A 19,026-nucleotide genomic window follows, 5' to 3' on the forward strand; every position below is an offset into this window, starting at 1 on the left:
GACCATCAAACGATCAACGAATGACTCTCTCCCGAAGTCCGGACCCGACGACATGAACACCTCCTCCTTCCCCCTGCGCCGCGTGATCTCCATCGCGGTCACCCTGGCCGTCGTCGGCGGCGCCCTGTGGGCCGCCGGCAAGCTCTGGGACCGCTACGAACTCCAGCCCTGGACCCGCGACGGCCGCGTGCGCGCCAACGTCGTGCAGATCGCGCCCGACGTCTCCGGCCTGGTCACCGCCGTGCCGGTGCAGGACAACCAGCAGGTCGCCGCGGGTGCGCTGCTGTTCGAGGTCGACCGCGCGCGCTACGAGCTTGCGCTGCGGCAGTCGCAGGCGCAGCTGTCGGCGCAGAAGGTCGCGCTGGCGCAAGCGCTGCGCGAGGCCGATCGCAACAAGGGACTCGGCACGCTGGTCTCGCAGGAAGCCAGCGAGCAGACCCGCAGCCGCGCCGAGCAGGCGCGCGCCGCCGTCGCGCAGGCCGAGGTGGCGGTCGACGGCGCCAGGCTCAACCTGGCGCGCGCCGAGATCCGCGCGCCGTCCGCCGGCACGATCACCAACTTCGACCTGCGCCAGGGCGCGTATGCGACCGCCGGGCATGCGGTGCTCGCGCTCGTCGACGCCGGCTCGCTCTACGTCGAGGGCTACTTCGAGGAAACGAAGCTGCCGCGCATCCACGTCGGCGATGTCGTCGAGGTCAAGCCGATGGGCGCGAGCCGCGCGCTGACGGGCCGCGTGGAAAGCCTGTCCGCCGGCATCGCCGACCGAGACCGCAGCACCAGCGCCAACCTGCTGCCCAGCGTGAACCCGACCTTCAACTGGGTGCGGCTGCCGCAGCGCGTGCCGGTGCGGGTGAAGCTCGATCCGCTGCCGGCGGGCGAGCGGCTCGTCGCGGGGCAGACGGTGACCGTGCAGGTCCTTGCCGGAGTGAAATCTTGAGCCGCGCGATCAGACCCGTCCTGGCGCTGCTCGCGGCGGCGGCGCTCGCGGCCTGCTCGACAGCGCCGAAGGGCCCCGACTATCAGATGCCGGCCGAGGCCACCGCGCTGAAGCCGCGCGCGTCCGCGCCGTTGCTTGAGCAGCAGCGCGCCGCGGAGACCGCGCAAGTCGACGGCACGACAGCGCCCTTCGACGCCGCGCCACTGCCAGCGCACTGGTGGCGGCTGTTCCAGGATCCCAGGCTGGATGCCTTGGTGGAGCGGGCGCTCGCGCGCAACACCGACCTGCGTCAGGCGGTCGCGAACCTCGAGCGCGTCCAGGCCCTCGAATCCGAAGTCGCGGGCGGCGGGAAGCCGACCGTCAGCGTCAATGGCGGCCCGAGCTACGGCCACCCGTCGGGCCTCTCGATGCTGAAGAAGGACTACGTGCCGCCCGACACCTACCGCTACAGCGCCGGTGTGGGTCTGTCGTACCAGCTCGACCTGTTCGGCCAGATCCGCCGCGCGATCGAGTCCTCGCATGCGAGCACGGAAGCGGCCGCGGCCGCGCTCGACCTCGTCAAGGTGAACGTCGCGGCGGGCACGGCACGCGCGTATGCGGAAGCCTGCGCGACGGGCCAGCGACTCACGTCCGCGCAGCATTCGGTCGACCTGCAGCGCGAGGCGATCGACGTCACCGAGCGGCTGCAACACGCCGGCCGCGTCGGCGAGATCGACGCGGCGCGCGCCCGCAGCCAGCTTCAGCAGCTGCGGGCGGCGTTGCCGCCGCTGCTGGCGCAGCGGCAATCGGCGCTGTATCGACTCGCGACCTTGACCGGCGAACTGCCGGAGGACTTCCCGCGCGAATTGGCCGACTGCCATGTCGCGCCGCAGGTGGCCGGCACGATCCCGGTCGGCGACGGTGCCGCGCTGCTGCGCCGTCGGCCCGACATCCGCCAGGCCGAGCGCGAACTGCACGCGGCGACGGCGCGCATCGGCGTCGCGATCGCGGACCGTTATCCGAAGATCAGCCTGGGGCTGTCGGCCGGCTCGGCGGGCACGCTCGCGGGCTTCGGCAAGAGCGACACGCTGAGCTGGAGCCTCGGTCCGCTGATCTCCTGGACGCTGCCCGACAACGGCATCGCCGACGCGCGGATCGCGCAGGCCGAGGCCGGCACGCGGCAGGCCGCGGCGCGTTTCGACGGCACGGTGCTGAACGCGCTGCGCGAGACCGAGACCGCCCTCAACCAGTACGCCCGCGAACTGGATCGCCGCGCGGCGCTGCAGGCCTCGCGCGATGAGGCCGCGATCGTGGCCGGGCAGGCGCGGAGGCTGTATCAGGGCGGCAAGGTCGGTTATCTCGATGCGCTCGATGCCGATCGCGCGCTCGCGGCGAGTGATGCAGCGTTGGCCGCTTCCGAAGCCACGCTGATCGACGAGCAGGTCCAGCTCTTCCTCGCGCTGGGCGGCGGTTGGGAATCGACTGCGGAACAGGCCGGAGCCGCGACGCACGCCGCGCGCTGATGAAAAAAGGCGGCCCCTCGCGGGACCGCCTTCCTCTGACTTCACCGGCTGCCGGCCCTCACCCCCACCCTCTCCCGCAAGCGGGAGAGGGAGCAAGAGCGGGAGCGCTCGCCCCTCCTCCTCGGCCGCCCCTCAGCGGCCGTGTTCCTTCATCAGGGATAGCTGATCGTCAGCTTGTAGGGCGAGGTCGTGCTCGATCCCGTGTACGACATCACCTTGATGTAGACCGTCTGCGCGGTCGCGCCGTTCTGGTACGTCAGCGACTCCGTGCTGCCGACCGCTTCCGAGCGCGCCAGGCCCGTGCCGGTGGACTTCACCACGTACAGGTCGTAGTCGATGCTCGACGAGGTCGGGCCGGTCATGTCCACGCGCAGGCGCTGGTTGGCGGCCAGCGTGACCTTGAAGAAGTCGATGTCGCTGGCGCTGCCGATGAAGCCGGTCAGCTGGTTGCGGCTGCCCAGCGCGTTCGCCGCGGCGATCGTGTTGTTGGGCTCGACTTCGTCCGCCGCATCGACGACGTTGTTGACGGTGAAGCTCACCGGCGCCGAGGTCGTCGTGTTGCCGGCCGCGTCATAGGCCTTGGCCACGAGGCTGTGCGTGCCGTTGGTCAGTTGCGTCGAGTTGACCGCGATCGAGTACGGCGAGGTGGTGTCGATCTCGCGCAGCGCGCCGTCCAGCCAGAACTCGACCTGCGTCACGCCGATGTTGTCGCTGGCGGTGGCGGAGAACGTGATCGTGCCGGTCGTGCCGTTCACCGCGGCCGTCACCGACGGCGGCGTCGTGTCGCCGCCGCTCGCCCCCTGGTTGACCCAGATCGGCGAGGACCACAGCACCTTGCCGTCGTCCTGCGTGACCTTGGCGTAGTAGAAGTGCTTGCCGTTGGCCGGCGTGATCGTCGCCGTCGGGCTGTTGCCCAGCAGCGTGACCGTGCCGTTGCGGCCGGGGACGCCTTCCCAGATCTCGGTCTGCACCACCGTGCGGCCGTTCGGGTTGTAGAACCCGACGTTCAGCGCCAGCGCGCCGGCGTTGTCGAAGCGCTCGCCCATGATCTTGCCGTTGGCGCTGAAGATCAGTTGCGAGTTCTTGTCCAGCGTCGCGAAGACGCGGCGCGCCTTCAGCGCGTCGACCAGCGAGGCCTTGCTCAGCGCCGTCCCCGTCGGGATCAGCACCGCGGTGCGGTTCGTGTAGGACTTGCCCCAGTTGGCGCAGTGGTTGTCCTGGTTGGTCGCCGGCGCGACGTGGAAGCCGCGCTCCAGCAGCTTCTTCCACGAGCCTTCATACGAACTGCGCGAGGTCTCGCTCTCGGTCGTGTTGGACGAGAACGCGGAGGTGTTCATCACCTCGGACATCACCATCACCTCGTCGCCGTCGGCGCTGTAGGCCATGTCGGTGCCGTTGATGATGAACTGGCCGCTGGAGTCCGGATGGTTGAACTGGCCGATCAGGCCTTGCGCGCGCATCACCGAGTACAGCGTCGCGTAGTCGTTCTTGGCGATGTAGCGGTCGCCGAAGAGCTCGTTCTGCGCGTTGTATTCCCAGGAGAACAGCTCGTTGCTGTTGAAGATGTTCAGGTGGCCGCCGTTGTTGATGACGCCCCACTCCATGCCGTACATCGCCAGGAATCCGGCGTTGGCCGCGGTGTAGTCGGTCGCAATCTGCAGGCCGCGCTGGTAGCGCGCCTTGGCCGCGGTGGCGCTGCCGCTGGTGTTGGTGCTCGACGAGCCGTCGAAGTAGTGGTTGTGGTCGGTGTTGGCGAAGATGTCCAGGCCCGCGTCCTTGGCGTACGGGAAGGCCGCGTCGGGACCGAAGGCCCCCGTCTGCGCCGGCTGCGAGGAGCTGCAGCTGCCGATGGCGCCGCCGCCGTCGGAGTCGTTGGTCTGGCCGTGGAAGCTGCCGTAGTAGATGGTGTAGGGCCAGGAGCCCGCACCGATCACCGCCGACTGCGCGCGCACGCGCTGGTCGGCCTCGCCCGAGGCGCCCGCGGCCAGCGGACGCAGCGTGCCCATCGCGATCTTGGCCGGCTTGCCGAGGGCGAAGGTCCAGCTCTGCTCGACCGCATGGCCGTCCGCACCGGCCTGCTGCGCGGCGAGGATCTCGGCGAATTGCGCGTCGCCGCCGGTGCTCTTGAGCTCGGCGTCGGCCTTGGCGCTCAGCGCCGTCAGCGTCGCGGTGTAGAGGCCGTCCGGCAGGCTCGCGTCGCCGCGGCCAGCCCAGTTCAGCGCGACGGTCTTGACGTCGCCGGCGTACTTCTCGACGCCGCTCCAGCGCTTGACCACCACGCCCTTGGGCGAGCGCAGCTCGACGCGGTAGGCCAGCAGCGTGCCGGCGGGCGCGCCGACGTAGTCGAGGTGGACGGCGAACTCGCGCGCGCCGGTGGCTTCGGCGCCGGTGAACGGCACGTCGAGCGCGGCATCGAACTCGTGGTGGTCGGGGTACTTGGCCGAGGGATCAGCGGTCAGCGCGGTCGCGCGGTCATCAGGCGTGGCCGCCTGCTGCTGCGTCTGCGACTTCTCGCCGTTGAGGCCGCCGCCGCAGGCGGTCAGCACGACGGCCATGGCGCTCAGCGTGGTGACGCGCAGCACGGCGCGTCCGGACAGGGGGAACAGGGTGCGGAAGTTCATGGGGGTGTGCTCCTCGACGTTGTTCAGGCTTGCTTGCGGCGGCGGATGCTCACGCCCATCGCGCCGAGCGCGACCAGGGTCAGCGCGATCGAGGCGGGCTCGGGCACTTCCGGCACGTCGACCTCGGGGATCAGCGCGCCGACGAACTGCACCATGTCGTAGCGGATGGTGCCGGCGGTGCCGTAGTTGCTCGTGGCGCCGGTGGCGCTGTAGGCCTGCGTGCCGGGCGCGAACATGCTGACCAGTTGCACCGCGAAGTTGGCGTTGTTGTCGACGCCGGCGATGTCGGAGAAGTCGAAGCCCAGGCCCTTCACGAAGACGCTGTCGCGCAGCATGCGGAAGGTGGTGGCCTCGATCCAGTTCTCACCGTCGAGGGTGTACTGCAGGGCGGTCCAGGACGAGGCCGTGGCGCTGTTGCGCTGGTCGAAGGTCAGGACGATGTCCTGGAAGCCGGTGGTGTCGATGGAGAAGCGCACGCCGGTCGTGCGGTCGCCGGTGCCTTGCGCGGCGTAGCCGGCGGTGTTCAGCGCCTGGGAGCCGGCGGTGGTGTCCGACGAGCCGGACTGGCTGACGAAGGTGGTGCTGACGCCCAGCGCGTCGAAGGACGCGTTGCCGTTGTCGGTGTAGGTGGGCTTCGTGGAGAACACGCCGTTGCGGTCGGCGGAGTAGCTCCAGAGCGCGACGGTGTCGGCCTGGGCGAGGCCGGTGAGCAGGAGACCTGCGGCGAGCAGGAAGGATTTGAGTTTCATGGCGACCCCTCGGACTGTCTATCGTTGAACCAAAAGTTTGCGCAAACGTTTACGGCAAAACTTTGGCGGCAAATGCGTGATGTTGTGCGCTTGACTTCACGCACGTAAAGGAACGGGCGGAGCGTAGGGTCGCTTCGTGACAAGCAGGTTGCGGGGAAGCCCGGAGGCGGGAATGCCGCACCCCGCGTTTGAGGGGGTGAGCCGCACGGTGGGGGTTCGGGATGGGGCGGAAACGGCGGTGTGGGTGCGCCCTGCACCACGCTGGATGTCCCTGCCGCGGTCTGGATAGTGAGGCGTAGGACCAGACCACCAACGAAACCCGTCTCCGTCTGACGGCCCTCCGCGACGGTCGCCCGAATACTGTGTCTACCGCCACCCGAGAGGCCGCCGATGACCGTGATCCGCAAGGGCCAGCAGCCCGCGGAGCTGACCCGCGAGCAATTCCACGAGCGCTACATGCGTCGCTTCCAGGACCCGGCCTACCGGGTCGAGCACGAGGCCATTGCGCGGCTGGAGACCATCGCCTTCGAGGCGATGAAGGAAGGCCGCAAGGCACCGGTCACGCGACCCGCCGGCAATGGCTTCAAGGATCCGTCGTATGAGGTCGCGGTCGAGTGGCTGGACACGCATCAGCGCCTCAAGATGGCCCAGCAGCGCTGGAGCGATCCCGCGACCCGCTCGCGCGTGCTGCTCGTCTGCGGCAGCGACCGCAACGACGGCACCTGCCCGGGCGAGATGTCCAAGACCTGGCGCATGACGCAGATCGCCAAGGAGCAGCTCAGCCGTCACGACGTGATCGTCGACGTGCTGGACCTGAGCCTCATCACCTCCGAGTACGGGCGCCAGATCCATCCCTGCAAGGGCTGCGTGTCGACCGCCATGCCGCTCTGCCACTGGCCCTGCAGCTGCTATCCGAATCACGCGCTCGACCAGTCCAGCGACTGGATGAACGAGATCTACGAGCGCTGGGTGTCCGCCCACGGCGTGATCCTGTTGACCCCGACCTACTGGTACCAGTCGCCCAGCGCCCTGAAGCTGATGATCGACCGCCTGGTCTGCGCCGACGGCGGCAATCCCGATCCGACCTCGACCCACGGCAAGAAGGTCGAGGAAGCCAAGGCGATCGAGGAGCAAGGCTGGGACTATCCCAAGCACCTCGAGGGCCGCACCTATGGCCTGGTGGTGCACGGCGACGTGGCCGGCGTGGAAGCGCAGCGGCGCAACCTCGGCGACTGGCTGGACTGGATGGGCCTGGTCGACGCCGGCAACCTCTCCCAACTCGACCGCTACATCGGCTACTTCGAGCCCTACTTCAACAGCCACGAGGCGCTGGACCGCGACGAGGCCCTCCAGAACGAGGTTCGCCTGGTGGCCGACCTCGTCGGCGACGCGGTCAAGCAGTTGCGGGAGGGAAAGCTGCCCCGTTCCAATCGCAAGGCCGTCCGCCCGAAGTGACGACGGCTTCGCCATTCCGTACGACCTCCCCTCGACTCATCCCTCAAGGAGCGCTCCGATGGCCCATTCCCCTTCCCACGCCAGTGCAACGCACCAACTCCGCCCGGAACTGCCGGCCGACACGCCGCCGTTCCCGACCTCCGATACCGACGTCGATTCCGACGATCTCGACAGCGTCTACGGCCAGCTCGTGAAGGGCGTGGGCCATGAGTTCGTCACCGACGGCAACGTCGACGAACTCGCCCGCCGCGCCGAGCAGGACGGTCATCCGATCCTCGCCACCGAACTCCGGGAGTGGAAGGCGCCCTGCTGACGCCGGTCCGCTGATGTCCGTTCCCCAATGAGCCAGGGCCCCTTTCGGGGCCCTGTTTCCTGGCGCGCGGGGTCAGGCCTTGCCGTCGCTCAGCACTTGATGCCCGCGTGCAGCGCCACGACGCCGCCGGTCAGGTTGTGCACGTCCACGTGGCCGAAGCCGGCCGTCTTCATCATGGCCTTGAGTTCGGCCTGCGGCGGATGCATGCGGATCGACTCGGCCAGGTAGCGGTAGCTCTCGGCGTCGCCCGCGATCAGCGAGCCGATGCGGGGCAGGATCTTGAAGGAGTACCAGTCGTAAGGCTTGCGCAGCGGCTCCGCGACCTGGGAAAACTCAAGCACCAGCAGGCGGCCGCCCGGGCGCAGCACGCGGTTCATCTCGGCCAGCGCCTGGTCCTTGTGCGTCATGTTGCGCAGGCCGAAGGCCACGCAAACGAGGTCGAACGAGCCGTCCTTGTAGGGCAGCGCCTCGGCGTCGCAGAGGTTGGTCGGCAGGACCAGGCCTTCGTCGATCAGGCGCTCGCGGCCGGTGCGCAGCATGGCCTCGTTGATGTCGGTGTGCACGACCATGCCGCGCTCGCCGACCTTCTTCGCGAACAGCCGCGCCATGTCGCCGGTCCCGCCGGCGATGTCCAGCACCCGGTCGCCCGGCTTGAGGTTGGCCACGGCCAGCGTGTACAGCTTCCAGGCGCGATGCATCCCCATCGACATCAGGTCGTTCATGACGTCGTAGCGCGAAGCGACCGAATCGAACACGCCGCGCACGCGCTTGGCCTTGGCGGTCTCGTCGACGGATTCGAAGCCGAAATGGGTGGAGCTCATGGTGGGGTCCTGCTGAAGAGGGGCGCGTCGGAAGGCGATCGCCGCGCGGGATCGATCAATGGCTGCTGCAGCTGCCGCCGCCGTGCGAATGGCCGCCCGAGCCCTTCGCCGCCATCGGGGCGTCGCGGTCCAGGCCGGCCGCCGCCAGCTGCGCTTCGTACTCGCGCATCAGGCGGTCCTGGTCGCGGCCGAGCTCGTACAGATACGCCCAGGTGAACAGACCGCTCTCGTGACCGTCGGAGAAGGTCGGCTTCAGCGCGTAATGGCCGACCTGCTCGATCGCGACGATGGTCACCTCGCGCTTGCCGGTCTGCAGCGTTTCCTGCCCCGGGCCGTGGCCCTGCACTTCCGCCGACGGGCTGCGCACGCGCATCAGCTCGAACGGGATGCGGAAACGCGCGCCGTCGGTGAAGGCGAGCTCCAGCACCCTGGACTGCTGGTGCGCGACGATGTCGGTGGGGAGCGGTGAATTGGGGGCGAGACCGGCCATGAAAACGCGCGCGACGCGCGTGGGAAAGTGAGGGAGGCAGTGTAGCGGCCTGCTCCACCGGTGGACGCCAGCGCGGCTTTGACCGGCACGGGCAAAAAAAATCCCGCCAGCTTTCACTGGCGGGATTCAACGGGAGCCCCGTTCGGGCCCGAGGCACCCGGCTTACCAAACGAGGAGAGTGGCAAGTCCTTGCGGGGTCATTACCAGCCCAGGGTCAGCGAGTACGTCCCGCTGGTGCCCGAGTAGTAATAAGCCCGGACGTACACGACGATCGAGGACGATCCGCTGTTCGTGTACGTGAAGCTGTCGACGGCGCCGGCGCCGTTCTCGCTGATCTTCAGCTGCCCGCCGCTGCTGTTCTGCAGTTGCAGGTCGAAGTCCTTGCCGCTGGCCGGTGCCAGGCTGGCGCTGAGCGTCTTGCCCGCGGGCAGCGTGATCTTGAAGTAGTCGTTGGTGTCGGACGTCGACAGGCTGCCCGTCACCTTGATCGGCGCGTTGATCACCTGCGCCGTGGCGCGGGTGTTGTTGGACTCGACCTCGGGGATCGTGCCGCCACCGCCGCCGCCCTTGATCGCGGTGATCGCCGCGTTCGCGTCCAGCAGGCCGGAACCGCACTGGCTGCAGGTGCCGGGGAAGGCACGGGCGCTGTTCTTCAGCGCGGCCGTGATCTCGTCCGGCGTGGCCGTGGGCTTGGCGCTGTACAGCAGCGCCGCGACGCCCGCCACGTGCGGCGTGGCCATCGAGGTGCCCTGGTAGTAGGCGTAGCTGTCGGCGCCCGGCGTGCTGGTGCCGTTGTTCAAGGTCGACAGGATGCCGTTGCTGGCGCTGGAGCGGACGTCGCCGCCCGGTGCGGCCAGCGTCACGATGGCGCCGTAGTTCGAGTAGTACGCGCGGGCGCCGTAGCGGTCCGTCGCCGCGACCACCACCACGCCCGAGCAGTTCGCCGGGCTGGAGTTGGAGGCGTTCTGGTTCTCGTTGCCGGCCGCGACGATGATGCTGGCGCCGCGCGAGCGGGCGCCGTTGATCGCCGTCTGCGTCGTGGTGTCGCAGGCGCCGCCGCCGCCCAGCGACAGGTTCAGGACCTTGGCCGGCGTCGCGTTGGCCGGCAGGCCGGAGACGCTGCCGCCCGAGGCCCAGGTCATGCCGTCGGCGATGTCGGAGGTGTAGCCGCCGCACTTGCCCAGCACGCGGATGGGCTGGACCTTGGCGTTGAAGGCGATGCCCGCCACGCCCAGGTTGTTGTTGGTCTTGGCCGCGATCGTGCCGGCCACGTGCGTGCCGTGCCAGCTCGAGGTGGCGGCCGGATCGCCGGCCTGGCATTCGTTGGCGGCGTTGAAGTCGCCGGGATCGCTCGGGTCGCTGTCACGGCCGTTGCCGTCCACCGAGACGGTGGTGTCCACGATCATGTCGTAGCCCGCGACGATCTGGCCGGACAGGTCCGCGTGCGGCCGGTAGCCGGTGTCGATGACCGCCACCACGACGCCGGTGCCGGTCGCCTGGTCCCAGGCGGCCGGCGCGCGGATGCCGCCGACGCTGTCGGACAGGTCCCATTGCGAGCCGTAGCTGCTGTCGTTCGGCACGAACAGCGCGTGCATCTTGCGGTCGGGCTCGACGTACTCGACGTTGGCGTCCTGCGACTTGATCCGGTCGCCCAGCTCGCGCAGTTCCTGCAGGTTCAGCCGGCGGTCCAGCTTGAACACGTGGGCGCCGGTGCCCATCTGGCGCACCAGCGACAGGCGGGTGCCCAGCGGGGCGGCCAGTTGCTGCAGGCGCTCGGTACGGGCGCCGATGGCGTCGCTCGCCACCGTTTGCGCCTGGATCGCGGCGCCCAGGCGCCCTTGCACGACGGTGCTGCCGTCCTTGTATTTCACGATCAGACGATCGGTCTGTTCGCTCAGTTGCCGCGGGGCCTTGTCGATGTCCACCGACGACACGCCAGCCTGGGCGGCGCCCATCGTGACGAGACCCACAGCCAGCGCGAGGCTGAGCTTGTTCAATCGCAACATGCTTGTCATCTCCAGAGTTTCTCGATAGCCGCCGGGTTCACCGGCGCCTGCAAAGCCCCGACACCCTGGCGCGTTGGCACCTCCGGTGGGGCACGCCATCCGACCCAACTCGATTGGCGTGCGATGCAGTGTAGGAAGACAGTCGGGCGACAACCGACCCACCTGAAAGGGTTAACAGGAAGGAATACCCCTATAACCTTTTTGTGTCAAAACGCAGACTTTGATCTGTCAATCGCCCATTTCTTACGCCTAACGCGCTGATTCGTAAGGTTTGCGCGCCGTTTGCGAGCCCGCGCGAACGGCGTGCCCGGGGTGCCGGAAGCCATGCGCGGGACGCCTCGGATGGCGGGGGCGCAGGGGCTGGATTAGCCTGTGCGCCTTGTCGTTTTCACCACACATTGGTGACAAATAACCATGTTCCCACTACGCCTGATTGCCGCCGCAGCGGCCTCCACCCTGGCCCTGGCCGCCATGCCGGCCCGCGCGCTGGACGTCGCGAGCTTCTCGCCCGACGTGCAGCCTTGTGCTGACTTCTATGACTATGTGAACGGCCCGTGGGTCGCTCGCACGGAGCTGCCGGCCGACCGCACCCGCATCGGCAGCTTCGACGCGCTGCGCGTGGCCAACGACCGGCTGCTGAGCGACGCGCTGGCGGAGTTGCTGGCCAAGCCGGCGCTGCAGAAGTCGCCGGGGCTGAAGCAGGTCGCCGCCTACTACGCCAGCGGCATGGACCGGGCCGCCGTCGAGGCCCAGGGTCTCAAGCCGGTCAAGCCGCTGCTGGACCGCGTCGCCTCGATGAAGTCGGCGGAGGATCTGCCCTTCGCGCTGGCACAGCTCGGCCGCGTGGGCATCGCCGCGCCGGTGGGCGCCTCCGTGCGCGCCGACGTCAAGAACACCCGCGTGAACGTGCTGACGCTGGGCCAGTCGGGCCTGGGCCTGCCGGACCGCGACGACTACTTCAAGGACACCGACATCGCCAAGAAGTTGCGCGCCGCCTACCGGCTGTATGCGCAGCGGCTGCTGTCGTCGGCCGGCTTCGACGCCACACCGGCAACGATCGACGCGCTGATCGCCTTCGAGTCGCAGCTCGCCGATGCGACGACGCCGCGCGCGCAGCTGCGCGATCCGCTCAAGGTCTACAACCCGATGACCACGCCCGAACTCAATGGCAAGGCGCCGGGGCTGGCCTGGGACGGTTACCTGAAGGCGCTGACGCGCAGCGACACGCGCGCCGGCGGCGTCGAACGGCTGATCGTCGCGCAACCCGAGTTCCTGGCGCGCGTCGGGCAGATGGCGGAGAAGGTCCCGCTCGCCACGTGGCAGACCTACCTGCGGGTGCGGGTGCTGGAGAACAGCGCCGCCCGCCTGCCGAAGGCCTTCGCCGAGGCCGACTTCGACTATCGCGGCGTGGCCATCACCGGCCTGGAGCAGCCGATGCCGCGCAACGAAGAGGTCATCCAGCTGATCGGCGGCCGCACCGGCGGCAGCCCGCTGGGACTGGCGCTGGGCGAGCTGTTCGTGTCCAAGGCCTTCTCGCCGGAAGCGCAGCGCCGCGCGACGCTGCTCATCGGCGACGTCAAGGCCGCGATGAAGACGCGCATCCAGAACCTGGCGTGGATGAGCCCCGAGACCAAGGTGAAGGCGCTGGAGAAGTTGGAGGCGATGCAGCCCAAGATCGGCGCACCCGAGACCTGGCCGAAGTACGAGGGCATGACGCTGGACCCGAAGGACTTCGCCGGCAACCAGCTGCGCGCCGCGGCCTGGTTCCACGGCGAGCAGATCAAGGACCTGGACCGCCCGAGCGACCGCACGCGCTGGACCATGTCGCCCTACATCGTGAACGCGCAGGCGGGCGGCCTCAACGAGATCACCTTCCCGGCCGGCATCCTGCAGCCGCCCTTCTTCGACGCGAAGGCCGACGACGCCGTCAACTACGGCGGCATCGGCATGGTGATCGGGCACGAGATCGTCCACCACTTCGACGACCGCGGCCGGCAGTTCGACAGCATCGGCAGCCTCAACGACTGGTGGACCGCCTCCGACGCCGAGAACTACAAGGCGCGCGCGGACCGCGTCGTGGCGCTCTACGAGAGCTACGAGCCGGTCAAGGGCACGCACATCAACGGCCGGCTGACGCTGGGCGAGAACATCTCCGACATGGCCGGCATGCCGATCGCCTTCGACGCCCTGCAGAACGCGCTGCGCCGCACCGGGAAGACCGACAAGATCGACGGCTTCACCCCCGAGCAGCGCTTCTTCCTCTCCAACGCCATGGTGTGGCGCAACAAGGCGCGCGAAGCGGCGCTGCTGAACCAGCTGCGCACCGATCCGCATTCGCCGGGCAAGTACCGCGTGCTGGCGCCGATGTCCAACATGCCGGAGTTCGCCAAGGCCTTCAGCTGCAAGGGCGGCGATGCGATGGTCGCGGCGGATCCGATCAAGGTCTGGTGACGCGCCGAACCCGCCGCGGCGAGACCCCGCCGCGGCCTTTGGGGCACTTCGGGGCCTGCCCGCCGTGAGGCGCGGCAGGCCCCGTGCCATTCAGGACCCGTGCCTTTCGGGACGGTCGCGCGGAAGTCATGGGCCAGCCGCCTCACACCCGGGGTCAGGTCTTGTCATCGCATCGTCATGCGCCGCTCCGACGGGAGTCATGCATGACTTTCGACCCGATGGATACTGGGGAAAGTCGATTCACGGCCCGTCGCGACGACGTGCGTTTCGTCGCGCTTTTCCGGCGCTCCGCCCCCCGGCTTCGACGCTTGGTCGCGCGCCGCTTGGGCGATGCCCTCGTCCTGCCTACGCTGAAAAAAGACCGAGCGTTCCGCCACCGTGATGCGGGTCGCGACGGTTCCTCAGCCCACAGGAGCACGACATGCACGCCACCACCCGCCCCTCCCGCCTCGTTCGCACGGACTTCCTCCGCGCGGCCTCCCGCATCACCGTCGGCGCCGTCTTCGCCGTCATGACCGCCGGCGCCGCTCAAGCCGCGCCGGACGACCTGCAGCGCGTCGAGATCTCCGGCCGCCGTCCCGGCGAGATCCCGCGCACCGACGTGCGCGCCACCTGCCCCGGCGTCGACAAGGCGCTCGACGATCGCCTGAGCCGCGTCCAGTTCTTCGAAGGCAAGGAAGGCCTCTCCACGGTCAGCTTCCGTCTGAACGGCAACGTCATCAGCGAGGTGCAGGACCGCGGTCCCCTCGCCTACCGCACCGCGCTGCGCCGCGCCGTGCGCGCGCTGCAGTGCCAGGGCGCGGCGCGCGACACGCTCTACGTGATGCAGGTGTCGTTCCGCAATGAAGACGCTCGCGACGACATGGGCGGCCGCATCGCGCTGCTCGAGATGGCGCCGCCGGCGGCGGGCTCGGCGGTCGGCGCAGCCAGCGCGGCGATGGTCGACGGGCGCTGATCGGGTTGTTCCGGGAGGGGACTCCGCGGAGTGCTGGCTACGATGGCCGGCACGACAACCCGGAGACCCCATCCATGCCCGTCCGCTCCACCGATGCCGCACGCCGTTCCCTGCTGATCACGGGCGCCCTGGGCGCCACGGCCGGTGCGCTCGGCTGGCCCGCCGCGGCGCGCGCGGACACCTGGCCGTCCAAGCCGGTCCGATGGGTGGTCGCCTACCCGGCGGGCGGCGGGTCCGATTTCCTCGCACGTCAGCTGGCGCCGGTGCTCGGCAAGGCGCTGGGGCAGACGCTGATCATCGACAACAAGCCCGGCGCGGCGGGCATCATCGGTACCGACAACGCCGCCAAGTCGCCGCCGGACGGCTACACGATCCTCACCGGCGACAACGGCGCGATGGTCTTCAACAGCGCGCTCTACAAGAAGCTGCCCTACTCGCCGGCGGACTTCGCGCCGGTCGGCTTCATGGCCCGCTTCCCGCTGCTGCTGCTGGTGGTCAATCCCAACGCCGGCTTCAGTTCCGCCAAGCAATGGCTGGAGACCATCAAGGCCAGGCCCGGCAAGTACAGCTACGCCTCGCCCGGCGTGGGCAGCCCGCACCACCTGGCGATGGAGCTGCTGAAGGACCGCACCAACAGCTACATCGTCCATGTGCCCTATCGCGGCACGTCGTTCGCGACGCAGGATCTGATCGCGGGCGTCGTGCCCATGGGCATCCTCGACACCGCCGCCGCCCTGCCCCATCTGCGCGCCGGCAAGCTGAAGGCGCTGGCGGTGCTCGCGCCCAGACGCATCGCCGCGCTGCCCGACGTGCCCAGCTTCGACGAGACCGGCGTGACCGGCGTGGAGGTCAGCGCCTGGCAAGGCCTGTTCGTCCCGAAGGGCACGCCCGATGCGATCGTCACGCGCCTGAGCGCGGAGTTGGGAAAGGCGCTCACGCAGCCGGAGCTGAAAGCGAAGCTGGAGGACTTCGGCCTCGAGGTCGCGCCCGGAGACGCCCCCTCGCTGGCTCGTTTCATCCAGGCCGAGACGCAGAAGTGGCATGCCCTCATCCGCAGCCGCGGGATCTCGGCCGAATGAGCCTGCTGGGGGCTGCGCCGTATTCCCGTGGATATATCGCAGATCCCGACCGCCCGGTCGGTCGCCCGATCGTCCACTGATAGCGCTGTCCTCCTCCGGAGGACGCCCCACCGATTACTTCCGGTGAGCGTGAAATAGCCCCGGGTTATCCCTTGAAGGGCGGTAGGCGAAACGAACCGATGGACTGTCATACGCAATACAGTTTGATCAGGCGCAAAGACAAAACGACAACGACGCGCTAGGAGACCTCCCCCATCACTCCCGTTCCGCCTCATCGCGGAGCCGTCCGGTCATGAACAACAACAATGCCGTGCGCGCGACGGTGGCCCGTCGCGTCTCCATCTGGTCCAGTGCCGCGATTGCGGTGCTCCTGATCGTCATCTGCGGCGCCCTGTCCTGGGTGCTCACCAATCAGGCGCAGCAACGCACGCTGGACTACATGTCGGCGGAAGCGGCGTCGGTGGCGCGCGTCGCGGACGCCCTGGACCGCACGGCGCGGGATTCGGCCAACCGGCTGTACGACGTGCTCGCCGGCGACTTCGAAGGCGGCGCCTTCACGCTGGATGGGGACGGCGAACTGGCCTTCAACGGCCAGAAGCTCAACGGCAACTTCGACGCGGTCGACCGCTTCACCCGCCGCACCGGCGGCGTGGCGACGATCTTCGCGCGCAAGGGCACGGACGACTTCATCCGCATCACCACCTCGCTGAAGAAGGAAGACGGCTCGCGCGCCGTCGGCACGACGCTGGACCGCGCCGGCGCCGCCTACGGCAAGCTCTCGGCGGGCGATACCTACGTGGGTCCGGCGACGCTGTTCAAGGTGCCCTACATGACGCGCTACTCGCCGATCAAGGACGCCGGCGGCAAGGTCGTGGGCATCCTGTTCATCGGCTTCGACATGCGCGGTCTGCAGCAGGAACTGGTGAAGATGGCCGACGCGGTCAAGCTCTACGAGACCGGCGGGCTGTACCTGCTCGATCCGGGCAAGACGCCGGCCGACGCGCTGCTGCGCGCGCATCCGCGCTCGCAGGGCAAGAAGCTGTCGGAAGTGATGCCGGCCGACCAGGCCGAGCAGTACGTCAAGACGCTCACCGAAGATCAGGACGGCGTGCTGGAAAAGGTCCAGGCCGTCTACGGCGACAACTACAAGGATGCGTTCGCCGTGGCGCGCAAGTCGCAGGCCACAGGCTGGTGGGTCGTCGCCGAGGCCTCGCGCGCGCAGGCGCTGGCGGCGCACAACACCACGCTGTGGGTGCTGTGGGGCCTGATCCTCGCGTCCGTCGTGCTGCTGGGACTGGGCGTGACCTGGATGCTGGGACGCTGGGTCGGGCAACCGCTGGCGGACCTGAACGAAGCCGTCGCCGCCGTCGCGGCCGGCGATCTGACCCGGCCGGTGGTCGTGCGTCAGCAGGACGACCTCGGGGCCCTGGCCGCGGGCGTCGAGCGCATGCGGCTGCAGCTCTCGCGCACCATCAACGAGGTGCGCCAGGCCAGCGATTCCATCGGCACCGCGTCGGCGGAAGTCGCCGCCGGCAGCCGCGACCTGTCGGCACGGACCGAGCAATCGGCCAGCCACCTGCAGGAGACCGCTTCCGCGCTGGAGGAACTGGCCAGCTCCATGAGCCAGACCGCGGCGTCGGCCGCGCAGGCCCATCAGCTCGTGGGCGAGTCCGATCGCGCCGCGCAGCGTGGCGGCAATGTCGTCGCCCAGGTCGTCACCACGATGGATGCGATCTCCGCGGCCAGCCGCCAGATCGGGGACATCATCGGCACGATCGACTCCATCGCGTTCCAGACGAACATCCTGGCGCTGAACGCCGCGGTCGAGGCCGCGCGTGCCGGTGAGCAGGGACGCGGCTTTGCCGTCGTCGCCGCCGAGGTCCGTCACCTCGCCCAGCGCAGCGCGGAAGCCGCCAAGCAGATCAAGGGCCTGATCACCGCCAGCGGCGAGCGCGTGGAGTCCGGCGCCAAGCTCGTCGGCGATACCGGCGACGCCATGCGCGACATCGTCACCAGCGTGAAGCGCGTGACCGACATCATCGGAGAGATCTCCACCGCCTCGCGCGAGCAGTCGCAGGGCGTCACCCGCATCAACGGCGCCGTCGCGCAGCTCGACCAGGGCACGCAGCAGAACGCCGCGCTGGTCGAGGAAAGCACCGCCGCCGCGGAGAGCCTGCGGGAGCAGGCGCATCGGCTGGTGGCGCAGGTCGGGCAGTTCAGGGTCTGATCCGCGAGGCGGAGGTACTTCCACCGCCGCTGGCCCTCACCCCTGCCCTCTCCCGCAAGCTGTATGGACCGAGGACATGGGTGACAGGTGTGCCAGGACATGGGTAACAGGTCAGGTCCAGGTTAGTCAGCCTGGCACAGGTCAATCATGCGTACTTTTTGATGGCAGAAGAAGACATCGAAGCTGCCATCAAGATCCAGGTGAGGTCGTAGGGCTACAGGCTGGCCGATGAGGCCTCTGCCGACGCGGTAGGTGTTGCCTTTGAAGGCGATCCGTCCACCGTATCCGACCCGGCGCACGATGGCGCCATCGCCATATTCGACGGGCCGCAAAGAGCTTGGCATCGAGCGCGGGCTGGCCGCGTAGCGGCTGGCTGGCGTGTCCATGCCCAGCGCTTGATGCGGGCGCTTGGCGTTGTACAGATGCCGCCACTGGATGAAGTGGTGCTGGGCATCGTCCAGGTCCTTGAAGTGCCGACTGGCCAGCAACTCGGCTTTCAGGGTGCGATGGAATCGCTCGTCCTTGCCGTTGGTCTGAGGATGCATCGGTCGGCTGTGGCTCAACCGCACTCCCAAGCGAATCAGCCAGACGCCCAGCTCGGTGAGTGCTCCGCGCGTCGGCGAGCCCCAGGGCGGACCGTTGTCGGCGTTGATGCGCTCAGGCAGCCCATAGCGCTCAAAGGCGCGCTGCAGCACCGGCTGCACGGACTCTAGCCGCTCGTTACTCAGCGCTTGCAGCACGATGTTGAAGCGCGAGTGATCGTCCAGCACGGTCAGCGGATGGCAGCGCTCAGTGTCGGTGGCGAAGTGGCCCTTGAAGTCCATCTGCCACAGTGCATTGGGCGTCTCGTGCTCGAAGCGCTGCCATGCCGTCGCGGCCTGGCTTGCTGCCGGGTCGATCAGGCCGTTTCGGCGCAGCACCCAGTTGGCTGTGCTGGCTGCTACGTGCACACCATGATCGCGCGCCAGCACCTTCGCGATCTTGCGACCGCCCCAAGCAGAACATTCGGCCCGCACTGCAAGCACCTGCGCCTGCAGCTGTTCGGGCGTACGAGTCGGCGAGGTGTGTGGTCGCCGAGATCGATCCTCGAGATCGTCTCGGCTGAGCCACTTGTAGCCTGTCTTGCGGCTGATCCCGCTGCGTCGACATAGCTCGCTGATATTGGCGCCAGGCTGTCGGGCCAGTCGAACAAATTCCTCTCGTTGATCCTTCACGGTGTCTTGGCTCCAGGGCAACTTCGTCCTCCCGCTGACTAGGCGGGAAAAGTGTCACCCATGTCCTGGCACGCCTGTTACCTATGTCCTCGGTCCATACAGCAAGCGGGAGAGGGAGCCACCCCGGCGCCCTGCCTACCTCTTCGCGCCAGCGAGAGGCCGCCCTTCTTACTCCCTCTCCCGCTTGCGGGAGAGGGTTGGGGTGA

At 68.7% G+C, this 19,026-nt stretch carries 14 protein-coding genes; 8 read left to right on the plus strand and 6 right to left on the minus strand.

Annotation, left to right across the window (positions count from 1 at the left end; genetic code table 11):
- The first annotated feature begins 52 nt into the window (after window positions 1-52).
- Window positions 53-937 carry an HlyD family secretion protein gene (locus ABE85_RS16965; protein ID WP_067277139.1) on the plus strand — a complete coding sequence of 295 codons (885 nt, stop codon included), beginning with the start codon at window positions 53-55 and terminating at the stop codon, window positions 935-937.
- Window positions 934-2,439 (plus strand): efflux transporter outer membrane subunit, encoded by a 1,506-nt coding sequence (locus tag ABE85_RS16970; protein WP_067277141.1) that lies wholly within the window; start codon window positions 934-936, stop codon window positions 2,437-2,439. Before ABE85_RS16965 ends, ABE85_RS16970 begins: the two co-directional genes overlap by 4 nt.
- Before the next feature lie 152 nt (window positions 2,440-2,591).
- On the opposite strand, the gene ABE85_RS28030 is transcribed toward ABE85_RS16970, so the two are convergent.
- Both ABE85_RS28030 and ABE85_RS28035 read right to left on the minus strand, forming a co-directional pair.
- Window positions 2,592-5,060: a CehA/McbA family metallohydrolase gene (locus tag ABE85_RS28030; RefSeq protein WP_067277145.1), complete on the minus strand. Its 2,469-nt coding sequence runs from the start codon at window positions 5,058-5,060 to the stop codon at window positions 2,592-2,594.
- Window positions 5,061-5,083: 23 nt separating this feature from the next.
- Complete coding sequence (locus ABE85_RS28035) at window positions 5,084-5,809, minus strand: PEP-CTERM sorting domain-containing protein (RefSeq protein WP_067277146.1); 726 nt, start codon at window positions 5,807-5,809, stop codon at window positions 5,084-5,086.
- 390 nt (window positions 5,810-6,199) lie between these two features.
- On the opposite strand from ABE85_RS28035, the gene ABE85_RS16985 reads away from it, so the two are divergent.
- Entirely contained in the window at window positions 6,200-7,264 is a 1,065-nt protein-coding gene (locus ABE85_RS16985) for a flavodoxin family protein (RefSeq protein WP_067277149.1), read from the plus strand.
- A gap of 58 nt (window positions 7,265-7,322) precedes the next feature.
- Window positions 7,323-7,577: a hypothetical protein gene (locus ABE85_RS16990; RefSeq protein ID WP_067277151.1), complete on the plus strand. Its 255-nt coding sequence runs from the start codon at window positions 7,323-7,325 to the stop codon at window positions 7,575-7,577.
- A gap of 89 nt (window positions 7,578-7,666) precedes the next feature.
- Here the strand turns inward: ABE85_RS16990 and ubiE are convergent, their stop codons facing one another.
- The 3 genes from ubiE to ABE85_RS17005 all read right to left on the minus strand — a co-directional run bounded on the left by ubiE (window position 7,667) and on the right by ABE85_RS17005 (window position 10,894).
- Window positions 7,667-8,398: a bifunctional demethylmenaquinone methyltransferase/2-methoxy-6-polyprenyl-1,4-benzoquinol methylase UbiE gene (gene ubiE, locus ABE85_RS16995; protein WP_067277154.1), complete on the minus strand. Its 732-nt coding sequence runs from the start codon at window positions 8,396-8,398 to the stop codon at window positions 7,667-7,669.
- Between the two features lie 55 nt (window positions 8,399-8,453).
- Window positions 8,454-8,888, minus strand: coding sequence for a gamma-butyrobetaine hydroxylase-like domain-containing protein (locus tag ABE85_RS17000; RefSeq protein WP_067277157.1), 435 nt, complete (start codon window positions 8,886-8,888; stop codon window positions 8,454-8,456).
- 200 nt (window positions 8,889-9,088) lie between these two features.
- Complete coding sequence (locus ABE85_RS17005) at window positions 9,089-10,894, minus strand: S8 family peptidase (protein WP_067277160.1); 1,806 nt, start codon at window positions 10,892-10,894, stop codon at window positions 9,089-9,091.
- Between the two features lie 414 nt (window positions 10,895-11,308).
- Between ABE85_RS17005 and ABE85_RS17010 the strand changes: the two genes are divergently transcribed.
- The 4 genes from ABE85_RS17010 (at window position 11,309) to ABE85_RS28785 (ending at window position 17,606) form a co-directional block, all read left to right on the plus strand.
- Window positions 11,309-13,345 carry a M13 family metallopeptidase gene (locus ABE85_RS17010; protein ID WP_067277163.1) on the plus strand — a complete coding sequence of 679 codons (2,037 nt, stop codon included), beginning with the start codon at window positions 11,309-11,311 and terminating at the stop codon, window positions 13,343-13,345.
- 421 nt (window positions 13,346-13,766) lie between these two features.
- Entirely contained in the window at window positions 13,767-14,300 is a 534-nt protein-coding gene (locus ABE85_RS17015; RefSeq protein WP_067277167.1) for a hypothetical protein, read from the plus strand.
- 74 nt (window positions 14,301-14,374) lie between these two features.
- Entirely contained in the window at window positions 14,375-15,379 is a 1,005-nt protein-coding gene (locus ABE85_RS17020) for a tripartite tricarboxylate transporter substrate binding protein (RefSeq protein ID WP_067277170.1), read from the plus strand.
- Between the two features lie 292 nt (window positions 15,380-15,671).
- Window positions 15,672-17,606: a methyl-accepting chemotaxis protein gene (locus ABE85_RS28785; protein WP_067277173.1), complete on the plus strand. Its 1,935-nt coding sequence runs from the start codon at window positions 15,672-15,674 to the stop codon at window positions 17,604-17,606.
- Between the two features lie 122 nt (window positions 17,607-17,728).
- Here ABE85_RS28785 and ABE85_RS17030 read toward each other — a convergent pair whose 3' ends face one another.
- Window positions 17,729-18,841 (minus strand): IS481 family transposase, encoded by a 1,113-nt coding sequence (locus ABE85_RS17030; RefSeq protein WP_067270535.1) that lies wholly within the window; start codon window positions 18,839-18,841, stop codon window positions 17,729-17,731.
- Window positions 18,842-19,026 lie beyond the last annotated feature (185 nt).

The organism is Mitsuaria sp. 7 (assembly GCF_001653795.1).
Classification (GTDB): Bacteria; Pseudomonadota; Gammaproteobacteria; order Burkholderiales; family Burkholderiaceae_C; genus Roseateles.

Excerpts from the sequence above, each read along its gene's own strand:
- ABE85_RS17005 (WP_067277160.1), bottom strand. The coding sequence starts at position 10,894 with ATGTTGCGATTGAACAAGCTCAGCCTCGCGCTGGCTGTGGGTCTCGTC.
- ABE85_RS16965 (WP_067277139.1), top strand. The coding sequence starts at position 53 with ATGAACACCTCCTCCTTCCCCCTGCGCCGCGTGATCTCCATCGCGGTC.
- ABE85_RS28785 (WP_067277173.1), top strand. The coding sequence starts at position 15,672 with ATGAACAACAACAATGCCGTGCGCGCGACGGTGGCCCGTCGCGTCTCC.
- ABE85_RS17015 (WP_067277167.1), top strand. The coding sequence starts at position 13,767 with ATGCACGCCACCACCCGCCCCTCCCGCCTCGTTCGCACGGACTTCCTC.
- ABE85_RS16985 (WP_067277149.1), top strand. The coding sequence starts at position 6,200 with ATGACCGTGATCCGCAAGGGCCAGCAGCCCGCGGAGCTGACCCGCGAG.
- ABE85_RS28030 (WP_067277145.1), bottom strand. The coding sequence starts at position 5,060 with ATGAACTTCCGCACCCTGTTCCCCCTGTCCGGACGCGCCGTGCTGCGC.
- ubiE (WP_067277154.1), bottom strand. The coding sequence starts at position 8,398 with ATGAGCTCCACCCATTTCGGCTTCGAATCCGTCGACGAGACCGCCAAG.
- ABE85_RS28035 (WP_067277146.1), bottom strand. The coding sequence starts at position 5,809 with ATGAAACTCAAATCCTTCCTGCTCGCCGCAGGTCTCCTGCTCACCGGC.
- ABE85_RS16990 (WP_067277151.1), top strand. The coding sequence starts at position 7,323 with ATGGCCCATTCCCCTTCCCACGCCAGTGCAACGCACCAACTCCGCCCG.
- ABE85_RS17010 (WP_067277163.1), top strand. The coding sequence starts at position 11,309 with ATGTTCCCACTACGCCTGATTGCCGCCGCAGCGGCCTCCACCCTGGCC.
- ABE85_RS17000 (WP_067277157.1), bottom strand. The coding sequence starts at position 8,888 with ATGGCCGGTCTCGCCCCCAATTCACCGCTCCCCACCGACATCGTCGCG.
- ABE85_RS17020 (WP_067277170.1), top strand. The coding sequence starts at position 14,375 with ATGCCCGTCCGCTCCACCGATGCCGCACGCCGTTCCCTGCTGATCACG.